At 67.6% G+C, this 19507-nt stretch carries 15 protein-coding genes and 4 pseudogenes; 12 read left to right on the top strand and 7 right to left on the bottom strand.

The window, feature by feature from the left end:
* The first annotated feature begins 119 nt into the window (after positions 1–119).
* From OG206_RS00190 to OG206_RS00180, 3 genes and pseudogenes are all read left to right on the top strand, one after another.
* A complete protein-coding gene (locus OG206_RS00190; RefSeq protein WP_327110885.1) occupies positions 120–437 on the top strand; it encodes a transposase in 318 nt (105 codons plus the stop codon).
* Positions 434–1123 (top strand): annotated as a pseudogene (locus OG206_RS00185) (IS3 family transposase); the annotation flags it as partial. The gene OG206_RS00190 and the pseudogene OG206_RS00185, both read left to right, overlap by 4 nt.
* Before the next feature lie 45 nt (positions 1124–1168).
* Positions 1169–2556 (top strand): annotated as a pseudogene (locus OG206_RS00180) (IS1380 family transposase).
* A gap of 209 nt (positions 2557–2765) precedes the next feature.
* Here the strand turns inward: OG206_RS00180 and OG206_RS00175 are convergent.
* Together OG206_RS00175 and OG206_RS00170 are read right to left on the bottom strand one after the other, a co-directional pair.
* The gene (locus OG206_RS00175; RefSeq protein WP_327110883.1) at positions 2766–3839 is read right to left on the bottom strand and encodes a hypothetical protein; all 1074 of its coding nucleotides are present in this window, start codon (positions 3837–3839) and stop codon (positions 2766–2768) included.
* Between the two features lie 178 nt (positions 3840–4017).
* Positions 4018–4695 carry an ankyrin repeat domain-containing protein gene (locus OG206_RS00170; protein WP_327110881.1) on the bottom strand — a complete coding sequence of 226 codons (678 nt, stop codon included), beginning with the start codon at positions 4693–4695 and terminating at the stop codon, positions 4018–4020.
* A 277-nt stretch (positions 4696–4972) separates the two neighbouring features.
* Here OG206_RS00170 and OG206_RS00165 point away from each other — a divergent pair.
* A protein-coding gene (locus OG206_RS00165) for an IS5 family transposase (protein ID WP_327110879.1) occupies positions 4973–5883 on the top strand; the annotation gives its coding sequence in 2 pieces (ribosomal slippage) (positions 4973–5321 and positions 5321–5883; 912 coding nt in all).
* On the opposite strand, the gene OG206_RS00160 is transcribed toward OG206_RS00165, so the two are convergent.
* Positions 5880–6836: an IS481 family transposase gene (locus tag OG206_RS00160; protein WP_327110877.1), complete on the bottom strand. Its 957-nt coding sequence runs from the start codon at positions 6834–6836 to the stop codon at positions 5880–5882. The two genes, OG206_RS00165 and OG206_RS00160, sit on opposite strands and share 4 nt — an antisense overlap.
* 160 nt (positions 6837–6996) lie before the next feature.
* Here OG206_RS00160 and OG206_RS00155 point away from each other — a divergent pair.
* Positions 6997–7871: pseudogene (locus OG206_RS00155) on the top strand (IS5 family transposase); the annotation flags it as partial.
* Positions 7872–8561: 690 nt separating this feature from the next.
* On the opposite strand, the gene OG206_RS00150 reads toward OG206_RS00155, so the two are convergent.
* Positions 8562–9047 carry an NUDIX hydrolase gene (locus OG206_RS00150; protein ID WP_327110875.1) on the bottom strand — a complete coding sequence of 162 codons (486 nt, stop codon included), beginning with the start codon at positions 9045–9047 and terminating at the stop codon, positions 8562–8564.
* A 108-nt stretch (positions 9048–9155) separates the two neighbouring features.
* On the bottom strand, positions 9156–9365 hold the full coding sequence (locus OG206_RS00145; protein WP_327110872.1) for a hypothetical protein: 210 nt from the start codon (positions 9363–9365) through the stop codon (positions 9156–9158).
* A 740-nt stretch (positions 9366–10105) separates the two neighbouring features.
* Between OG206_RS00145 and OG206_RS00140 the strand changes: the two genes are divergently transcribed.
* The gene (locus OG206_RS00140; protein WP_327110870.1) at positions 10106–10315 is read left to right on the top strand and encodes a hypothetical protein; all 210 of its coding nucleotides are present in this window, start codon (positions 10106–10108) and stop codon (positions 10313–10315) included.
* A gap of 181 nt (positions 10316–10496) precedes the next feature.
* Here the strand turns inward: OG206_RS00140 and OG206_RS00135 are convergent, their stop codons facing one another.
* On the bottom strand, positions 10497–11777 hold the full coding sequence (locus OG206_RS00135) for an MFS transporter (protein ID WP_327110868.1): 1281 nt from the start codon (positions 11775–11777) through the stop codon (positions 10497–10499).
* Between the two features lie 513 nt (positions 11778–12290).
* Positions 12291–13259 (bottom strand): hypothetical protein, encoded by a 969-nt coding sequence (locus OG206_RS00130; protein WP_327110866.1) that lies wholly within the window; start codon positions 13257–13259, stop codon positions 12291–12293.
* Positions 13260–14330: 1071 nt separating this feature from the next.
* Between OG206_RS00130 and OG206_RS00125 the strand changes: the two genes are divergently transcribed.
* From OG206_RS00125 to OG206_RS00100, 6 genes and pseudogenes are all read left to right on the top strand, one after another.
* Entirely contained in the window at positions 14331–14669 is a 339-nt protein-coding gene (locus tag OG206_RS00125; RefSeq protein ID WP_327110864.1) for a hypothetical protein, read from the top strand.
* Between the two features lie 160 nt (positions 14670–14829).
* Positions 14830–16440, top strand: coding sequence for a carboxylesterase/lipase family protein (locus OG206_RS00120; protein WP_327110862.1), 1611 nt, complete (start codon positions 14830–14832; stop codon positions 16438–16440).
* 417 nt (positions 16441–16857) lie between these two features.
* Positions 16858–17085 carry a hypothetical protein gene (locus OG206_RS00115; protein WP_442805979.1) on the top strand — a complete coding sequence of 76 codons (228 nt, stop codon included), beginning with the start codon at positions 16858–16860 and terminating at the stop codon, positions 17083–17085.
* A 329-nt stretch (positions 17086–17414) separates the two neighbouring features.
* Positions 17415–17690 (top strand): hypothetical protein, encoded by a 276-nt coding sequence (locus OG206_RS00110; protein ID WP_327110860.1) that lies wholly within the window; start codon positions 17415–17417, stop codon positions 17688–17690.
* Between the two features lie 502 nt (positions 17691–18192).
* On the top strand, positions 18193–18792 hold the full coding sequence (locus OG206_RS00105; protein ID WP_327110858.1) for a hypothetical protein: 600 nt from the start codon (positions 18193–18195) through the stop codon (positions 18790–18792).
* Between the two features lie 163 nt (positions 18793–18955).
* Positions 18956–19441, top strand: a pseudogene (locus OG206_RS00100) (transposase family protein); the annotation flags it as partial.
* Between the last annotated feature and the right edge of the window lie 66 nt (positions 19442–19507).

The raw sequence follows: 19507 nt of genomic DNA, 5'->3' as shown, positions 1-19507 counted from the left end.
GGCCGATGGGTATCGAGCTTGAACTGCACTCCGGGAGGCCTCGTAAGGGTTCGTCTCGGACGACGTTGTGAATCGCCCCGGGTTTGATGGAGACATCGAAGACCCGGAAGGATCCGATCATGGCTGCTCCCCGTAAGTACCCCGACGAACTGCGTGAGCGTGCGACGCGTCTGGCGATCGAGGCCCGCAAGGACCCGGTCGGCCGGGCCGGCGCGATCAAGCGCATCGCCGACCAGCTCGATGTCCACCCCGAGGCGCTGCGGGGGTGGGTCAAGCGGGCCGAGACCGACGGCGGTCTGCGCCCCGGGACCACCAGCGTGGAGGCCGCGCGGATCGCCGAGCTGGAACGTGAGGTCAAGGAACTGCGCCGGGCCAACGCGATCCTGAAGTCGTCGGCGACTTTCTTCGCGGCGGAGCTGGACCGTCCACTGCGCTGAAGGTCGCCTATATCGACCAGCACAAAGAGGAGTTCGGCGTCCAGCCGATCTGCGACGTCCTGAAAGGCACGGACGCCGAGATCGCATCGAGCACCTACTACGCCACGCATGCCCGGCCCGATTCCGCCCGCGCGGCCCGTGACCGGGAGCTCACCGAGGAGATCCGCGTGATCCACTCCGACAACTACGGCGTCTACGGCGCCCGCAAGATCCACGCCGCGCTGCGGCGCGAGGGTCGGCCGGTGGCCCGCTGCACGGTCGAGCGCCTGATGCGGGCGGCCGGCCTGCGCGGCGTGATGAGGGACAAGAGCCCGCGCACCACCCGGCCCGCCCCGGAGACCGACCGCCCCCGCGACCTGGTCGAGCGGCAGTTCACCGCCGAGGCACCCAACCAGCTGTGGGTCGCGGACATCACCTACATCAAGACGCACTCGGGCTGGGTCTACGCGGCGTTCGTCATCGACGTCTTCTCCCGCATGGTCGTCGGCTGGCAGGCCGCCACCAGCCTCTACACCGAACTCGCCCTGGAGATGGGCCTATGGAGACGCCGGCGCACCGGCGCCGACCTGACCGGACTCATCCACCACAGCGACCGCGGAGTTCAATACCGGGCCCTGCGCTACACCGAGCGCCTGGAGGAGGCCGCAGCCGTGGCCTCGGTCGGATCCAAGGGCGATTCGTACGACAACGCCCTCGCCGAGGCATTCAACAGTCTGTTCAAAGCCGAGCTGATCCGCAACGCGGGCCCGAAGCGTATCGGGTCGTACCCGCGTGTCCGCATCGAGGGTGGCGGTCGGGCGGTGGTCTCGCAGGCCGGGGGCGTGCTGCTGGTCGAGACCGTCCGCAAGGCCGGCTTGGACACCGCGATTCAGCGGCGCTGACACCGTGGCGGAAGGCTCGGGCGGCGCACGATCCGGGCAAGATCCTGCTGGACGTGGCCTTGGCGGTCGCGCTGGGCGGGGACTGTCTCGCGGATGTCGCCATGCTGCGGGCCGAGCCGTCCGTGTTCGGGTCGGTGGCCTCCGACCCGACCGTCTCCCGCCTTATCGACACCCTCGCGGCCTCCGGGGAGAAGGCCCTGCGGGCGATCCGTGCCGCGCGGGCCGAAGCCCGGGGACGCGTCTGGCGGTTGGCCGGCTCCAGGGCGCCCGATGCCGACGGGACGGTGACCGTGGACCTTGACGGGGTGCTGGTGATCGCACACTCGGACAAGGAGGACGCCGCACCCACGTGGAAACGGACCTACGGCCACCACCCGCTGATGGGGTTCGTCGACCACGGACCGGGCGGCACCGGTGAACCGGTCGCGGCCCTGCTCAGAGCGGGCAACGCGGGATCGAACACCGCATCCGACCACATCACCGCCACCCAACTGGCCTTGGCCCAGCTGCCGAAGGAGTACCGGCGCGGGCGCCGGACCCTGATCCGCACCGACTCCGCGGGTGGCACCCACGACTTCGTCGCCTGGCTCGCCCGGCGAGGGCGGTGGCTGTCCTACTCGGTCGGCATGACAGTCACCGAGCAGGTCCACCAGCATGTGCTGAAGGTTCCGGCATCGGCCTGGACGCCGGCCGTCGAGACCGGCGGCGAGGTCCGCGACGGCGCCTGGGTCGCCGAACTCACCGGCGACGTCCTAGACGGCTGGCCCAAGGGCATGCGGCTGATCGTCCGCAAGGAACGGCCCCATCCCGGGGCACAGTTGAGGTTCACGGACGCGGACGGCATGCGGCTGACGTGTTTCGCCACCAACACCTCGGGTCGGCCGATCGCCGAGCTCGAGCTCCGTCACCGGCTGCGGGCCCGGGCCGAGGACCGGATCCGGGCTGCCCGGGCCACCGGCCTGCGGAACCTTCCCCTGCACCGCACCGCCCAGAACCGGATCTGGCTGGAGATCATGCAGATCGCCCTCGACCTGCTGGCCTGGATGCCGATGCTCGCGCTGACCGGCAAGGCCCGCCTCTGGGAGCCTCGCCGCCTGCGGCTCCGCCTGTTCACCACGGCCGGGCAGCTCGTGACCACCGGCCGTCGACGAATCCTCCGCCTGGCCCGGCACTGGCCCTGGTCCAGTCACATCACCGCCGCACTCGACCGGCTCGCACTCCTGCCGAACCCCGGCTGACCAGCAACTTTCCCGTCCCTACGACACAGTCCGACACCGGAGCAGTGGAATCCGGCGCCTCCCCGAGACGACACTCGGGCCCTCAACCTGTCCACTCTCCGCCCACGGAACGAAAACGGCCCACCGACTTCGTCGGCGGACCGTCATGAAACTTCGAGGTTAGTGAAGGTACGAGGCGGCTACGGGTCGTACACCGCTTCATCGGATGCTCACGCGTCCGCTGGATACATCGTGATGATGTCGTCGGTGAACTTTGACACGACGAGGGTGACCTGAGTGGAGGGCAGGCTGTTGCCGAATTTTACGGACCGGACGCCCACGCCGGAGTAAGGGAAGGTCTTCTCGTAATAGTTTGACGAGTTGAGCGTCCAATTTCCTTGGTCCATCATTCCCGCCTCGAAAATGTGCGCAAGGTCGCTGTCCGTGACGCTAGAGAAGAACAGCCCCTTCGTGTCGTCCACGTGAGTGCCGCCAGGGAAATGATAGGGGCGGATATTAACATCGATAGCGACGTCACCCAAGTACGGGAATATTTTAGAGGGCGGCAGATTGTAGCAGGCAGTCACCGCAGCAATGCGCTGCATGGAACCGGCCGCCGGGGCTGCTGTGGTTGCTGTGGCCGCAGTGGTGGAGCAGTCCGGGAGAGAGGGCAGGTTGAACAGCTTCGCCGTGCCGGCCGGGACGCTCGCAGCACAGGTCAACAGGGGGCCAGCCACACTGCAGTTCGCGCCTACGCTGGTCCAAGTGCTGCCGGGCTGCGCCTGGTACGTCACCTTGGCCGAGATCTGCCAGGCGCCGGAGCAGTCGGTTCCGGCCTGCCGGTTGTGTAAGCAGGTGTAGCCGGTGTTCGCCGCGGTGAGGGCCGCGCACCCCGCGCAGGAACCTACGGCGATCGGGTGGGACACGCTTTGGGGGTCGATCGCGGACAGTTGATACGACATGGCGAGCATGGGAGCGGTGCAGGTGGCGGTCGCGCCGCCCACCCAAGCCACCTGGGCCAGCTCACCGGGCGAGCCAGCCGCATAGGACACCGTGGCGGAGGCACTGGTGACGGTGCTGGAACACTCGAACGGGGTGCTGGCGGCCGATCTGAGACGCCCGCCCGCCGACGGCGCGACGCCGGCGGCATGAGCACTGAGATCAGCTTGCACGCGCAGCGTGGACACGGCGTGGGCGGCGGGTGCGGCGTCGGCTGCCATGGAGGCGTACGAGCTACCGGCCGTTCCGAAAAGCGCCGAAAATATCGCGGCGATGACGAAGAGTACTCTGCTGAATTTATTCACGCTACCGAATCTCTGAGATCGAGTTGATGGCCTGTGCACAGTTATAGCTCTATGAAGTTGGCTCATGCTGTGTTTTCGGGATGTGGCCTAATATTTGCCGCACACAGGGGGACAGGGTGTCGCGAATTGCCGAAAACGCCTCTCCCCCCGTGGGCGCAGTGGCCGAAATCCCTTACGCCTACGCTTGTTCCGGATCTCCAGAATTCGGCCGTTTGGCCGCCTCCGCCGAGGTGAGTGCCTGGATCACCTCCGTGTACGCAGCAATGCGCTCGGGGGAGAACTCGTCGGGATACTCGCCCGCACGCAGAGCGGCCAGCGCGGACGCCTGACCCTGCCGGGCCTCGGCCAATGCCTCGGCCCTGCGCCCAGCCCCCCGGGCCAGCAGCAGACAGACGGCTTCCAGCCGCCCGGCGTGCGCCGCCCACTCCAGCGCCGTCCAGCCGCGCCCACCCGCCGCGAGCTCTAGGTCCGCACCTCGGGCCAGCAACACCTCGGCAACGGCCCCTTGGCCTGCGGAGGCGGCCACCATCAGCGCGCTGGCCTGCCGGGCGTGGAGTCGGCGGTCCGGCTCGGCGCCCGCCTCCAGCAGCAGTTCCGCCAGTGGCAGGTCGCCGCGTCCGGCAGCGAAACGCAAGGGGGTGTCCTCGCGGTATTCGCCGATCGGCTGCTCAACGTCCGCGCCGGCGGCCACCAGCAATCGGACGGCCTCCGTCGCTCCTGCCCAGACCGCACGGTCCAGGGCCGTCCGCCCGCGCCCGTCGACCGCATCAACCGCGATCCCCGTGCTCAGCAGATCCATCAGCAAATCGGTATCCCCAGCGGCAGCCGCCACCGTCAAACGATCGGTCGTGTCCATGTCGTTCATCCTGCCGCAGCCGCGCCATGTGCAGTTCCCGACAACGGAGTGTCAAGCCCCGGGTTTTGTGGAGTGTCGATTAGCTGGTTTTCAGGGAGTGGTCTGAGGTGCGGGTGATGCCGCGTGGGAGGAAGTTGCTGTCCTGGTGCGCAACTGCTCCGACGGGGGACAGCGGGCGGCCCTCCTCGACCTGGGTGTGCTCCTGGAATCGTGTGCGGCAACGCCGGGCAGCTACCTGTGGTTCATGGGCGACTGAGGTCGGTCGATAATTGATCTTGTGGCGGGTCGAGGCGAGCTGACGGATGCGGCATGGGAGCGGATAGAACCGCTGTTGCCGCAGGTGGACGGGCGTGGCCGTCCGTGGCGTGACCACCGCCAGGTGGTCAACGGGGTGCTGTGGCGGCTGCGAACCGGGGCCCCGTGGCGTGACCTCCCCGACCGGTACGGGCCGTGGCAGACCGTCTATGAGCGGTTCGCCCGTTGGGAGGCCGATGGGACCTGGGTGAAGCTGCTGGAGCATGTCCAGGTCCGCGACGACGCGGTGGGCCGAGTGGAATGGACCGTCTCGATCGACTCCACCATTAACCGGGCTCACCAGCACGCCGCTGGCGCCCGCAAAAAGGGGATACACACCGGGACGAACTGGAAGATCCGGGCCGCTCGCAGGCGCGCCAGGCCCTCGGCCGATCCCGAGGTGGACTGACCACCAAAGTCCACCTCGCCGTCGACGGCCGGGGCCTTCCCCTGTCGATCGTGCTCACGCCCGGCAACGTCAACGACGCCACCGTCTTCGGCCAGGTTCTCGCCGGGATCCGCGTCCCGCGCGCCGCAGGGGGCCGCCCGCGCACAACGCCCGAACGCGTGCTGGGCGACAAGGCGTACTCCAGCAGGGCGATCCGCCACCTGCTGCGGCGCCGAGGCATCGTCGCCACGATCCCCGAGCGCCGCGACCAGGCGGCCAACCGCCGACGACGCGGGGCCCTCGGCGGTCGGCCACCCGCATTCGACAAGCCCATCTACCGCGACCGCAACGTAGTCGAACGATGCTTCGCCCGCCTCAAGCAGTTCCGCGCGATCGCGACCAGGTTCGATAAACTCTCCGACCGCTACCGAGCCGGAGTCGTCCTGGCAGCCCTGATCCTCTGGCTCCGCGAGCCGCTCGGTGATCATTTGTCAGACAGGCTCTAGGTGTATTGACCCGCAGGGTTGTTCACACGGCTGATGGGTGGGTGTCCGTCGAGTGCGGTGTGGCAGCGGTGGTGGTTGTAGGTGTGGAGGAAGTCTGTCAGGGCCGCTGTCCGCTCGTCGTTTGAGGTGTAGGGCCGCAGGTAGGCCCATTCCTCCAGCAGGGTGCGGTTGAAGCGTTCCACTTTGCCGTTGGTCTGGGGCCGGTAGGCGCGGGTGAGCTTGCCGGTCGCGCCGAGGTCTGCCAGGACGGCTTTCCAGGCCAGGCCTTTGCGGTAGGCCCAGGCGTTGTCGGTGAGGACCCGTTCGATGCGGGTGATGCCGTGGTGGTGGAAGAACGCGGCCGCGCGGGTGAGGAAGTCCGCGCAGGTCGCGACCTTCTCGTCGGGGTGGATCTCGCTGTAGGCCAGGCGGGAGTGGTCGTCGACGGCGGAGTGGACGTAGTCGAAGCCCATCTGGCTGCGGGTGGCCCGGCCGGCCTGGCGGCCAAGGGTTTTGTGTCCGCCGCCGTCGGGGATCCGTCCGAGTTTCTTCACGTCGACGTGGATGAGTTCGCCGGGCCGTTCGCGTTCGTAGCGGCGGATCACGGTGCCGGTCGGGCGGTCGAGCCAGGCCAGCCGGTTCAGTCGGTGCCTGGTGAGGATGCGGTGGACGGTCGAGGCGGGAAGGCCCAGGATCGGGCCGATCCGGGCGGGGCCCAGTTTGCGGGCCTGGCGCAGGTTGCAGACGCTCGCCTCGACTTCGGCGGAGGTGCGGTGCGGCGTCGTGCGCGGGCGGCTGGGGCGGTCGTGCAGACCGGCCGGGCCCTCGGCTCGCCACCGCCGTATCCACTTGTGGGCTGTGGCCCGTGAGATGCCCATCTCGGCCGCCACGTGCGCGACCGGACGGCCCGAGCAGACCCGTTCGACCAGCAGCTGCCTACCGAAAACGGTCAGCCGGGCATTACGGTGGGACACGAAGACCTCCGTGCGGTGAGTTCCTAGACAGCTCCCACCACACCGGAGGTCTTCGTCATGTTCAAGACCTGCCGAGTGTCAACAACGCTCGTGATCAATACATCTAGGCACTGTCCGGCGGATCATGTGACTTTCCGACTGGTCGCTCGTTGGGTGAGGCATGAGTCGGGGGGATCTGACGAGTCGCGAATGGTCGCTTCTGGAACCGCATCTGCCGCTGTCCGGTGGCCGGGGAGGCCGGTGGAACAACCACCGCACGGTGCTCAACGGGATCCTGTTTCGAATCCGCACTGGTGTCCCGTGGCGTGACCTCCCAGGACGATACGGCTCCTGGAAAACCGTCTACGAACGGCATCGCCGCTGGTCTGCGGACGGAACCTGGGACCGCATCCTGCAGGTGGTCCAGGCCAACGCCGACCTGGCGGGCCGGATCGACTGGGGCATGGTCGGCGTCGACTCGACCTCCTGCCGGGCCCACCAGCACGCGGCCGGCGCCCGCAAAGCCAAGCCTCGGGTCCCGAAAAAAGGACGACGCCCCGGCACCACCGCCCCGACGAGGGGCTTGGACGGTCTCGGGGCGGCCTGACCTGCAAGATCCACCTCGCCGGCGAAGGCGGCTGCCGCCCACTGGCCCTCCTACTCACGCCGGGCCAGTGGGGCGACGCCCCGCAGATGGTCAAGGTCCTTGACCGGATTCGGGTTCCCCGACCGCAGGGCGGACGGCCGCGGACCCGGCCCGACCATGTCAGCGGCGACAAGGCATACAGCTCCCGCCGCAACCGGCGCTACCTGCGACGACGCGACATCAAGCACACGATTCCGGAGCCGAAGGACCAGCGGGCCAACCGTCGGCGCAAAGGCAGTAACGGCGGCAGGCCCACCGGCTTCGATCGCGATCGCTACCGGCGGCGCAACGAGGTCGAGCGAACCATCAACCGGCTCAAGAACTTCCGTGCTGTCGCAACCCGTTACGACAAACGGGCCTACGTCTTCCATGGCACCGTCACCGCGGCAGCGGTCCGCTTATGGCTCAGACCATGTTCCGCAGGACAGTGCCTTGCCGTGCCGCGCGGATCCAGGCTGCACCCGCATGACCCACATGTACCCGGCCAGACCCATCGATCCGCGCACCGTGGCGTCGGCCCATGCCGGCAAAACGCTGCCTCCGGCATTCCATCCCAGGCTCCAGAAGAGGAGCAGACTCAGTGCGCTTGCCACTATGACTGCGCTCCCGTACCTGACGAGCGTCGTGCGGCCTCTGCCCAGCCAGGTTCCCAGAAGCCCAGCCGGGATCTGCACCATCACATGGAAACTTGCGCATGCCAGCGGCACAGTAAGGAGGAGGACGAAAGGTGCATCTGCTGTGGGATCGCCTGGCGGGGTCGCATAGCCGGAGTCCAGCATCCACAACGGCGGCACCAAGAACGTGAGCAGGAGTACGGCTCCGCTCAGGTGCATGGCGCCAAGGTGCCGCAGTGCCGAATGTGGAGCCCCGACGCTTCGTCCCCTGGCAGTCGGCCAATTGGTTCTCTCGCCCATATCTCCCCTTCCGCCGCCCTGCAGGCATGTGACATGGTAGTCAGGCGGTTGCCCCGTCCTCGCACGGCGTAGCACGTCCCGCACGGGAGTCGTCATGATCCGCCGGACAGTGCCTAACCCGGTCCGGTAAAAGGGAGTGAACGGTTCGCGGTCCGTCGAAGATCTGGGCAGTTCCCCGCCCCGGCGCTACACCGGCACCCCGTACTCCAAATACACCGTCAGACCATGCTCGCGCGCCCGCACACACGCCTCCACCCGCACCGCCAGCCGCTCCACCAAGCGCTCCCGGACCCGGCCGACAGCGACAAACTCCATCCCCCCGAGCTCCTCCGGCTGCAAACGCACCCTCGCCAGCCGGTCCCCGCTCAGCACCCCACCATCGAACACGTAAGCCAGGCCCTCACTGCGCCCTGGCCGGGGCCCACGCCAGTCCACACCCAGGAGCCGCCCCGGCTCCCACTCGAGCCCCAGTTCCTCCTTGATCTCCCGCACCGCACCTGCACGGGGCGATTCGTTCTCCTCCACGGCTCCGCCGGGGATCTCCCACAAGTCCTTGTAGACCGGGTCCACCAGCAGCACCCGGCCCTCCGGATCAAAGAAGAGGACCCCCGCAGCGACCCGCTTCCGCGGCAGTGCCTGTTCATACTCTTCCGGGCTCAGTAGCGCCTCCATGCACAGCACCTAAACACACCGGACAGCGAGAAGCGGCTCCCTCAACATCGGGCACCCAACTGCCCCCCGGTGGTCATGGAGTGCGCTTCAATACCCGCCGGCCGTCAGCTACGCCGCTTCGTACCGGTGAGCCCGACCGCCCCGCCACTGCACCCACACCGGGTCGTCGAGCAGCTGCTCGGAGTCGGGCAGCCCGGCCCGGCGCAGAAACTCCACCACATCGTGGTCGTCGTGGGCCAGGCCGACGATCTGACCTTGGATGGTGACCCGCCGGCCCCCGGTCGCGGAGGGGCGGTGGATCACTATCGGCACGCTCATACCCCCAGGGTGCGCCCGCGTACCGGACAGGGCATCTGTCTGGTCAATAGTCGTCGGGTGTGGTGTTGCCGGCACCGCATGACCAGCAGTCGAACTCGAAGTCCTCCATGAGCCAAGGATGACGACCCAGGCCGCCGCCAGGGCCCGATTCCGCACCTCGCACCCGCAAGAGCGAGCACCGCAAGCAGGGTGGGCAAGCCCCGGACCCGTTTGATCCGGAGGCGTCTCACGGGCCCGCGGGGGTTGCACCCACGGTTGCTCCCACCGTTGTCTCCATGGGGGGATTCAGGGGTGCACCGCAGGTAGGACCGGAGGTGTGAACCCCTCTTTTCAAGATCGCGTCGTTTCCCCAGGTCAGACCCTATGGGCAAGCCGATCATGCACACCGACACCTCTTTCACGCGATAGCCGTAAAGAGGTGAAAGAGGTCCCGGGCCGCTGTCGTGGGCTGAGCCGTAGTCGCCTCCCGGGCTGGCCGACCACCGCGAGGTCTCTGACTCCCTTACTGCCCGGTGAGGGATCCCCGGGGCTTGCGCCGCTTGCCCGCCCCTCCTCCATCGTGCTGCCCACCACCCCGCAACGCCCGATCGTCAAGGATTCGCGAATCCGCTCCACGCCCTTCAGCAACCGCTCTGCGACGGCGCGGAACGGACTTTCGCGAGAACTCGATCTGATGGCCCGGAGCGGAGACCGTGGCGCCGCGCTCCACCGGAGTGCACCACTCAAAGGGAGAAACCACCGTGTCCACACCCACCCTTGTCCTGACCCTTGCGCTGTTCGTCGTCCTGCTCCTGGTCCTTGTGTCCGGGCTCCTCCTGGCCGGCGTCGCATACGTGACTCACCGCCACCCTCGCCTGGAGAAGCCCCTCGGTGTCGCGGGCTCGTTCGCCGGCGTCCTGATCGCGGCCGTTGCGGTCCTGATCGCCGTCGTTGCCCTGACCGCCCAATGACCGGCCCCGGCCGTGGTGAGTTCCTTGGTGAGCAGGCCTGGGCTGTGGTGAGTTTCGGGCCCGAAACTCACCACAGCAGGTCAGAGCGCCGCCCGGAACCTCACCACGACAACATGCGGGCACGCGCCGCTCCCACCTACAGCAGTCGGCCCTTCGGCGACGATGACCACATGGGGTTTTCTCATGGCTCGCGAGCCTCCCGGCGCTTGTGCCCCTTCGGCGCCCTGCTTCTCGGCACGCAGGGGTTCCCCGATGGCGGGGTTCCTCTATGTGTCCGCGACCCGTGACCAATGAGGCAGCCGATCGCGGTGGCGGCTGCTGCGGTTCCGGCTACGAGTAGCAGGACACGGTGGTCCACGAAGACCAGCAGGCCCGCCCCGACAGCCAGGGCAACGGCGTTGGGAGCAAAGAGCAGGGTGTTGGCGGTGGCCGCCACTCTGCCCAGGAGATCGCCCGGAGTCTCGCGCTGAACGGCCGTCATGGCCGCGATCAGCACGCAGGGCAGTCCCATGCCGATCAGCCCGCTGGCAAGCAGCACAACCGGTACCGAGGGGATGACACGCAGGGCGACGCCAAGCGCGAACAGCATGATCCCGACAGCGGTGAAGACACGTTCGGGCATCCGCCGCAGCAGAGCACCGGCAAACAACCCGATCACCACGGAGCCGCTGCCCTGCACGGCGTACAGGACACCGGCGAAGGCGGGCGGGCGGTGAAGACCCGCATCGACGACGGCGTAGACCGACGCTCCGTTCAGCCCGGCAACGCCCATTGTTGCGGCCCCGGCCAGCACCAGCCGCCACAGAGCCGGGTGGTGTCGCAGATAGCGGATTCCCTCGGCAGCCTGAGCGCTCCATCGTTGGGCCTGGGCCGGGCGAGGCACGGGTTCTGACACACGAATGAGGGCGAAAGCTATCGCGGCGAGCACGAAGGCGGCCGCGTCCAGCAGGGCCACTGCCGTGCCGCCGAACTGAACGAACAGAAGCGCGCCCAGAAGCGGAGCGACCAGCTTCATGCCCTCGTTCGCCGTCATCCGCAGGCCGTTGAAGTCGCCGCGCAGTGTCTCCGGTACAGCGGTCGCTACCAGTGCGGCCTCCGCCGCATCCAGCAGCACCGAGCTGGTGCCGTACACGATCAGTACAGCAAACAGAATCCAGACATGGTCGCTGGAACTCACGACGAGAAGCGGCAGCAGCACCGCGGCCATTCCGAGATTGGTCCAGATCAGCAAAGGACGCCGGCGCGCCCGATCAGCCAGTGTGCCAATTAGCGGGCCGAACAAGATGGGCGCCCATACACAGAAGGTCGTCAGGGCAGCCAGACTGTCCGACCCGGTAAGCGACTTGGTCCACACACCGGCTGCCAGGGCCATGGCAGAACTCCCGAAGCCCGAGACCACCACACCGCTCAGGTAAAACAGCACGTTGCGGTCGCGTAAGACCCGCCCTCCGCCCCAGCCCATCCCCGTGCCCCTTCCCTCGCCCGCGAAGACCCGGGCGCCCCCGCTCGGCGTACGCAGAGCATTGTGCCCGCAGCGCCAGGACGGAAGTGGATCCGAGCCTGTATCGCCCGGCCTCGTAGGGGGCACCCTCCGGCCACTCGTACACGGCTTCGCCGGTCGTGCAGCGCATCCGGAGGTCAGGCCCCTCCCAGCGGGCACCCCGCCGGGCCTCGGTCGCGGCGTCGACGGCGTCGGCCAGGCGCTCGAAGGACAGGTCGTAGTCCTCCATGTGGCGCCAGCTGCCCGGCTCCTGCTTCCGTATCAGTTCACGGAACTCCAGCAGCAGCCGCTCCAGGTCGTGCCGCCCGACCCGTAGGGTGTCGCTCGCGTCGTCGTGCGCGTCGTTGGGGGTGATCTTGACGGGCATCGCACTGCTCCTTGCCGCGCACGCTGGTGGGCCTGAGTGTGCCGCGAACGCGCGGCCCGAGCCGCCGTATCCATCAGTTGCCACCCGGGCGGCAACGCGTATCCGCCCTAGAAGCTGTCGTTGGGGTCAGTCCTCGCGATCGGCAGGGCCAGTTTGAGTGTGGCAAGGCGCTCTGCGGGGTCCGGGCCTTCAGCGACGATCTGCGTCAGGTCCTCCACGGAGTACTGGAGAGTGGTCGGCAAGCCCACGGCCTTGACTTCATCCGTGGTGGCTAGGTGGAACCCGCACAGGCCGCAAAGGAGACCTTCAGCTGCCAGTTCCATATCGAACAGCGCGGAGTCCTCTCCTACGGCCAAGAACAGAGCGGCGGCCTCTCGCTCACAGGCAGGGCACTGGCTCAGCGTCTGGAACAGTGCCTTCGCAGGACCGACCTCGACGACTATCAGCCCCCGCTCGCTCACCGCCTGCGCAACGCCGTCGACTGCTCCCTCCGGAAGGTCACCGAAGCGCGCTCGAAAGCGGTGCCGGGCCTGGCCCATCCTCAGCCGCACAGCCTTCTGCAAACGGTCCGCCCTGTCGTCCAGCACCACTTGGGCCGTGTCAGACCAGGACTCCCAGAAGGAGCCGCGGTCCCGTCCCACGTTCTGCAGGAGTTTGTCCACGGTCGCAGTGAAGGTCCCCAGGTAGTCCTCCACATCCCCTGTGCCGAGGTGAGCGACACCGTTGCGAAGCTCGATCAGACCATCCAGGTCATCAGCCTCGCTGCTGAGTTTCTGCGGGAGGACGTCCATCTTCCTCAGCCGACCGATCGCCGTCGACGCGCCGATGGTCCTGAGACGGGCCGGCGGTTTGGATACCGCACCCGCGAAGTGCAGCAGCATGTCGTCCTTCCCGTTCACCTCGGTGAGCAAGGTGGGGTGGACAAGGGCCAACGCCGCCTTCGCCAGGCGTTCGACGCTGACGCCGGCGTGTAACAGGAAGACCTCCTGATCCTCTTCGGCGTGGGCTTCCATCGCGAGGTGCGCGAAGCGCTTGGCGCCTTCGTAGAGACGATCGAACGTGACCGGCGATTCCATGACCGGACAGTACCGACAGCCCACGGCGGAACGGGGCGCATTTTGAGAGTGTCCCGTGCCACCGAACTTGGATCATTTGCCACTGAAGTTGGACCACTGGTAAACGTCCCCATACCTGACGACTGGTGCTGATGATCAAGGGATGCGAGGGGTAGGCGTCAACCATGGGCCGATGGTCGAAGTGGACAAGCGCCGGGGTGACCGTGGGGGTTGCGACGAGCACCGTCATGACCCTGGTGGGTAGTAAGCCTTGGGGGTGGGACTTCGTAGTCCTGAGCCTGATCACGTCGGTGGTCTACACCGTGATGGGACCGTTGATAGCACGCTCCCGCCGTCGTACCGAAGAGCGGGATGCGCAGCACATGCGGGACATCCGAGCGGCACGCCGCAGCCGGGGCTGACAGCAACCGGTTGGCTTTGACCGGTCCAACTTCAATGGCAAACGGTCCAGGTTCGATGTCAGAAGACAGAGAGCGCCTGGACTTGCCCGACGACGCGCAGCCTATGAGCCTCACAAGCTGTTTTCCCAGGTGGCGAGGTGAGCTGTGAGGCTGTGAGCCTGTGAGGTGGAGCTCGCGCTCGTACTTCCGTGCGCCCTGGTCGGGTCTGTCGGCGCGGAGGACGATGGAGTCGTGGGCGAGGACAACGAGGACCAGAAGCACGGCGTTGAACCGGCGCGGCCGCCGCTGACCGAGGCCCGCGCCAGGGAGATGACGGCCGGGCTGCGCGCGGCGATGGACGACGTCCGGCGCTCCGTGGCGATCCTGGCCGCCCGGATCCGCGACGCGCATGCCGCCCGCGTCTGGGTCCCGCTCGGGCACAGCACCTGGGAGTCGTACTGCCGGGCAGAGTTCGGCATTAGCCGCGCCCAGGCGTACCGGCTCCTCGATGTCGCCCGCGCGCTCGCCGCGATCCACGACGCCGTCACCGCCGGCCCCGGCCTGTCTCGCACGCGAGACACCGACCCGGCCGCCGCGGCCGCGCTCGACTACGGCCTCTCCCAGCGGGCCCTGATCGACGTCTCCAGCCACAGCAGCGACGTCGCGGAGCCTGATCACTCACCGCCTCACCGTGCTCGCCCACAGCGGCCTCCAAGCCCTCGACACGGCCACCGTGGGCGCCGTGGTCCGCCAGGCCGTCCGCGACGTCCGCACCGCACCGCCCCCGCCGCCCGTCGAACCGCCGGCGGACCCGGCCGTCGCCGCGCTGCGCGCCGTCGTCGACAACCTGGCAGCGTGCTCGCACCAGCTCGGGGAGCTGATGCTCGAAGTCGCCCCCGCCTACCTCTCCGACACCGAGGCCGCCGACGTCCTGGCACTCCTGTGCGACGAGATCGGAGAGACGGTCGAGAACGGACTCGCTGCCCGCCGCTACGCCCTGACCGGTGACCGACGGGCGCTTGTCCTCTGACATCCAAGTTGGATTGTTTGTCATGGAAGTTGGCCCGGTCAGGCGCTGCTCGTGTGACTGTTCGAGCTAGTTGTCACCTGACGTGCAGCAGGCCCATCCTTTACCGGCGGATCCAAACTCACTCGCGTGGCAGCCTGTTGACGGGTGAGACTGGCGCGCAATGAATGAGCAATCGGGTGCTGAGGTGGTCTTCTGGACAGCGACGGGCCGTGTGCAGGGCAGAGGGCCCACTAACGGCGTCACTGCGGTGCTCGGCATCCCGTACGCAGCCGCGCCGTTCGGCGCCCGTCGATTCAGGGAGCCGCAGCCGGCGCCTGCCTGGGGTGGGATTCGGGACTGCACGGCCTTCGGACCCATCTCGCCGCAGTCAGCTGAGCTCCCCGGGGCGCCCGTGTGGCGCCCCGGGGACGAAAACGTTCTCACCGTCAACGTGTGGCTGCCGGAGCACACACATGACAGCGCGCTGCCGGTGTTCTTCTGGATCCACGGCGGCGCCTACACCTTCGGCTCCTCGGCTCAGCCCGACTTCGACGGCGCGGCCCTGGCCCGCGCCGGGCTGGTAGTGGTCAGCTGCAACTACCGCGTGGGCTTCGAGGGCTATGGTCACGTGCCCGGGTTCTCCGACAACCGCGGTCTTCTGGACCAGGCCGCCGCCCTGCGCTGGGTGCAGGAGAACATCAAGGCCTTTAGCGGCGACCCAGGTAACGTCACCGTCGCCGGGCACTCCTCCGGGGCAGGCTCGGTCGCCTGCCTGATGGCGATGCAGCAGGCCAAGGGGCTGTTCCGGCGGGCCATCGCCCACAGCGTGCCCAATGCCTTCTACACCCTCGAGCTCGCAGCGGCGGTCGCCGAGCGGATCGCCTCGGAGGCTGGCGTCGCACCGACAGCGGAGGGGCTGCTGTCCGTACCGCCCCAGGCTCTGGTGGCCGCCTCCGACAAGGTTGCCGCCCAGTGCAGGGCCGCTCCCGTAGCGACGGTCCATGCCTATGACCCGGTGATCTTTCAGCCCGTCGTCGACGGCGAGGTCCTGCCCGCGGACCCGCTCCGCCTGATCGCCTCCGGGGCGGCACGGGGCGTGGATCTACTCGCCTGCCACACGTTGGAGGAGTGCTGGTTCCTCCACGCGGTCGGAGCCGTTCGGGAAGTCACCAGCGAAGCAGAGCTGGAAGAATTCGCCGAAGCCCTGCGGCTGCCGGCCAACTTGGTCAACGACTACCGGACGTCCATGCCCGACGCACCGGTGCTCGACCGCTACCTCTCGATGTTCGGCGACGCCCGGTTCGGCGAGTACACCACCCGCCTCGCCGAGCACCACGCGAAGGCCGGAGGCCGGTCCTTTCTGGCCCGCTTTGCCCGCAGGCGCGCAAACGCCCGGCCCTGGCACAACGCCGACATCCCTTTCGCGTTCGGCAACCTGGACGCTCTTGGCGCGGATTTCCTCATCGGCGGCCCGCCCGATGAGCTCGACCGCGCCCTCTCCCAGCGCATGCTCAGCTCCTGGGCCGACTTCGCCGCCACCGGCGACCCGGGCTGGCCGGCCGTCACCACCGCAACCACGCCGGTCAAGTCTTGGTCGCACCCCCACGACCACCTGACCGATGACGACACGTCCCCCTTCCGCACCCAATGGCACAACGTCAGGTTCGACCTGTTGCACCCCCGGGCGAGCGGCGATGGGGCATCGATAGGCAAGGGAATGCCCAATGCCCGAGCCCAGCCAGCGGCCACAAAATCACGGCCGGTGACAGCAAGCATGGAAGTCACGAGGTAGTGACAGCAAGAACGACCAACCGCAGCCTGGCTCTGTCCGCGAGAGAACGGGCTCTGGCCCAACTTCTGTGATGCCGGCGATCACGCCGGTTTCCGGACGAGGCCGCGCCCGGCATCTCGCTGGTCAGACAGCGAGGGCGGCGTCCCGGACTGACCGCTCTTGCTCCGCATCACAGAAGGTGAGCCAGAACCCTGCGACGTGAACAGAGCCAACGATCACCGGCTCCGCCTCGCCGTCGACCTCAATCCGTTCGCTGTGGCCTCTCGGCACCGGCCGGTCGGCGCCTGCCCGTTCCACCCACCGCGCGAGCGCTGCCAGGGAGTGGGGCGCCGTAGGCGGACCGAACCCGCGGCTAGTGCCAGAGCCCGGGGCTTCCCCGAGTGGCACACCTCATCCAGACGGAGCGGAGTAGTACGCATGCGCCGTGTTGACCGCAGCACGCTCGTCGCCGTCCCACCCCGCGCTGTCGGTGGCGGCTGGGAGGCTGGCCGGACGAACGACGGTGACGAGCAGTTGCTGCGCGGCCGGGTCTACGGCCACGACCACGACCACGACGACCCCAACCCAGGCCAGCTCCCGCACCAGACGTACGCCGCCCTGGTCGGCGGACCGCTGGACGGACTACTGCTCGACATCACCGGCTAGCGACCGGAGGAGATAGCGGAAGGTGTCGCCCTGATGACCGAGCTGGGGCGGTGACCCGGGGCGCGGGGAAACACCAGAGGAAATCTCCTGTAGATCTGACGGCATGAACCTGAACGCCCTCATGCCTCTGATGAAACGCCGCCAGGACGGCGGCCTCGGCTTTGAATGCTTCCGCGCCGACCCGGCCCTGACCGGCCTGTCGTGGCCGGACGACGCACTGCGGGACTTCCTCTACGAACACGGCGACCACGGACCCTTCGTGGACGACTACGGCCACCTCGACCTGAGCACCATCACGTGGACGCTGGACGACCGCGGACTTCCACACCATGCCGACCGGCAAGAGCGAAGCCGGACTGATCGAGCACTTCGCACAGCACCCGGTGCACTGGGTCACGGTGCGACCCCCACAAGTCGGCCAGCACTGGAATGACCACGGTACGTGGCTGCGCCCGCCGCTCCTGATCGACCGGCGCACCCTGAACCCGGGGGATATCGGACTCCAGGTTCTGGAGGGCCGAACCCGCGTCGGTGTCCTGCGGGGCCGCCTCCGCGAGCAGCTGCACGTCGCTTACGAACACGCGGCGTGGGTGGGACGTTCGTAGAGTCACACCAGGCCCGCTCCAGCAGAGCCTTCGACAGCTTTCAGAGATCGGGCAGCACCCACCATCGTGGGCGGACCGTCGCTCGGGGCGCCTGTTGTCAGTGCTCACTGGAAGACTGGTGCGATGGCTTTGAGACACCCGAGTTTTCTCGATCTTGAGACGCTGCTCTCCCAGGCGGAGTACCACAGCATCGATGTCCCAGTGGCGCAGGAAATCGTGGAGACGACTGCGAGGAAACGGTCTGGGGGCGGCAAGGCGGGGATCGGCCCCCTTGCCCTGAACGGAGCTGCGGGAACCGATGTGCAGTTCCAGTCCACCTACAGCTTGGCTCCGCGAGAAAAGGCCACTGAGCCATTTCCAACCTGACTGAGGTGGCCGCGTGTTATGACTGAGCGCTTCGTTGCCGACTGCGTCCGGACGAAGCCAGCCACGTTGGAATCAACTGGGCGATCAATCCCGATCGTGACAGGATGACGGTTCAGGACAGGGGAGGTGGGGCGGTATGGGGCTGGACTACAGCTATGAGATCTTCATGCCCCCTCGGAACGTTGCGAGAGCGCTGACCCGGCTGGCCGAGCTCGCCCCCCAAGGCCGCGAGACGCCGCCGCTTCCGGTGACTCTGCCGGGCGGAGAGCAGGTGATCGTGCCGTTCACCTCGAAGTTCAAGAGCGAACCGGTCGACTGTTCGGCAGGCGGCTCGCTCGAACTGGACACCTCGATCGTCGTCGGCGTCGACGACGCGGTGCGCGAGTTCTTCCTTCGTGATTCCGACAGGGTCGACGAGCAGGGACGGGTGTCGGTCGGGTACATCTACCTGACGGTCAGGTTCTCCCCCGCATGGCACCCGAACTTTGCGTCACTGCAGTTCACCGCCGCTACCTCGAGCATGAGCCGGATGTTCGTGCAGTCTGCGAGCGTTCGGAAGGTGTTCACTGACCTCACCGCCACCACCGGTGGTGTGTGCTGCCTCCTCGACACCGAGACCGACATCTTCGACATCTGCTGGCTCAACGGCGAGACGGTCAGTGGTGAGACTGTTCCTGGCACCCGTTTCTCGGGCTTCCAGGATCTCGTCGCCGCCTGGTGCGAGCCGGTGGAGTAGAACGGGGACGGCGCCCGCACGGGATACGGCGCACCTGCCCGGTCAACGCTCAACCGGCCAACTGAAGGGCTCGGTCAAACGTGTTGGACGGGACGGCGGAACGGCGAACCTCCCGGTAGACGGGTTCTTGACCAAGATCACCCGTGTCCGCCAGGAGCTTTGCGTGCTTGTCTACCCGTCCTCGATCGACCTGTCCAGTCGCACCCTGCGGTTCCTGACCGGGCGTCTTACAGCCAGGCGACAGGAGATCGGGACCCGGTGGCGGCGTCTGACCGCCGGTCGTCAGGCTCTGCTCGCCCTGGCCCATCTGCGCTGTGGTGACACCTACGCCCGGCTCGCCGCCGGGTTCGGTATCGGCATCGCGACCGTATATCGCTACATATGCGAGGCCGTCGATGTGCTAGCCGCGCTCGCGCCCACCCTGGCCGAGGCGATGCGCATCGCGCGAACCAAGGCGTTCGTGATCTTGGACGGCACCCTGCTGCCGATCGACCGGATCGCCGCCGACACCCCGTACTACTCGGGCAAATACAAGCGGCACGGCATGAACATCCAAGTCCTCACCGACCCGTTCGGCCGCCTGTTGTGGGCCTCGCCCGCGTTGCCCGGCTCCATCCACGACCTGACTGGCTCTGTCCGCGAGAACGGACAGCGAATGTTCGCCGGTTTGGGAGGCAGTCGACCCGGTCGAACGAATCGAAATGTTCACGGGTTT

It is taken from the genome of Streptomyces sp. NBC_01341 (genome assembly GCF_035946055.1).
GTDB lineage: Bacteria > Actinomycetota > Actinomycetes > Streptomycetales > Streptomycetaceae > Streptomyces.
The sequence above is the reverse complement of the archived record's forward strand: the minus strand, read 5'-3'. Positions and strand labels throughout refer to the sequence as shown.

Coding starts and splice junctions, on each gene's coding strand:
- OG206_RS00170 (WP_327110881.1), bottom strand. CDS start 4,695: ATGGACACGACCGATCGTTTGACGGTGGCGGCTGCCGCTGGGGATACC.
- OG206_RS00120 (WP_327110862.1), top strand. CDS start 14,830: ATGAATGAGCAATCGGGTGCTGAGGTGGTCTTCTGGACAGCGACGGGC.
- OG206_RS00110 (WP_327110860.1), top strand. CDS start 17,415: ATGCCGACCGGCAAGAGCGAAGCCGGACTGATCGAGCACTTCGCACAG.
- OG206_RS00145 (WP_327110872.1), bottom strand. CDS start 9,365: ATGAGCGTGCCGATAGTGATCCACCGCCCCTCCGCGACCGGGGGCCGG.
- OG206_RS00135 (WP_327110868.1), bottom strand. CDS start 11,777: ATGGGCTGGGGCGGAGGGCGGGTCTTACGCGACCGCAACGTGCTGTTT.
- OG206_RS00105 (WP_327110858.1), top strand. CDS start 18,193: ATGGGGCTGGACTACAGCTATGAGATCTTCATGCCCCCTCGGAACGTT.
- OG206_RS00150 (WP_327110875.1), bottom strand. CDS start 9,047: ATGGAGGCGCTACTGAGCCCGGAAGAGTATGAACAGGCACTGCCGCGG.
- OG206_RS00130 (WP_327110866.1), bottom strand. CDS start 13,259: ATGGAATCGCCGGTCACGTTCGATCGTCTCTACGAAGGCGCCAAGCGC.
- OG206_RS00115 (WP_442805979.1), top strand. CDS start 16,858: ATGCGCCGTGTTGACCGCAGCACGCTCGTCGCCGTCCCACCCCGCGCT.
- OG206_RS00190 (WP_327110885.1), top strand. CDS start 120: ATGGCTGCTCCCCGTAAGTACCCCGACGAACTGCGTGAGCGTGCGACG.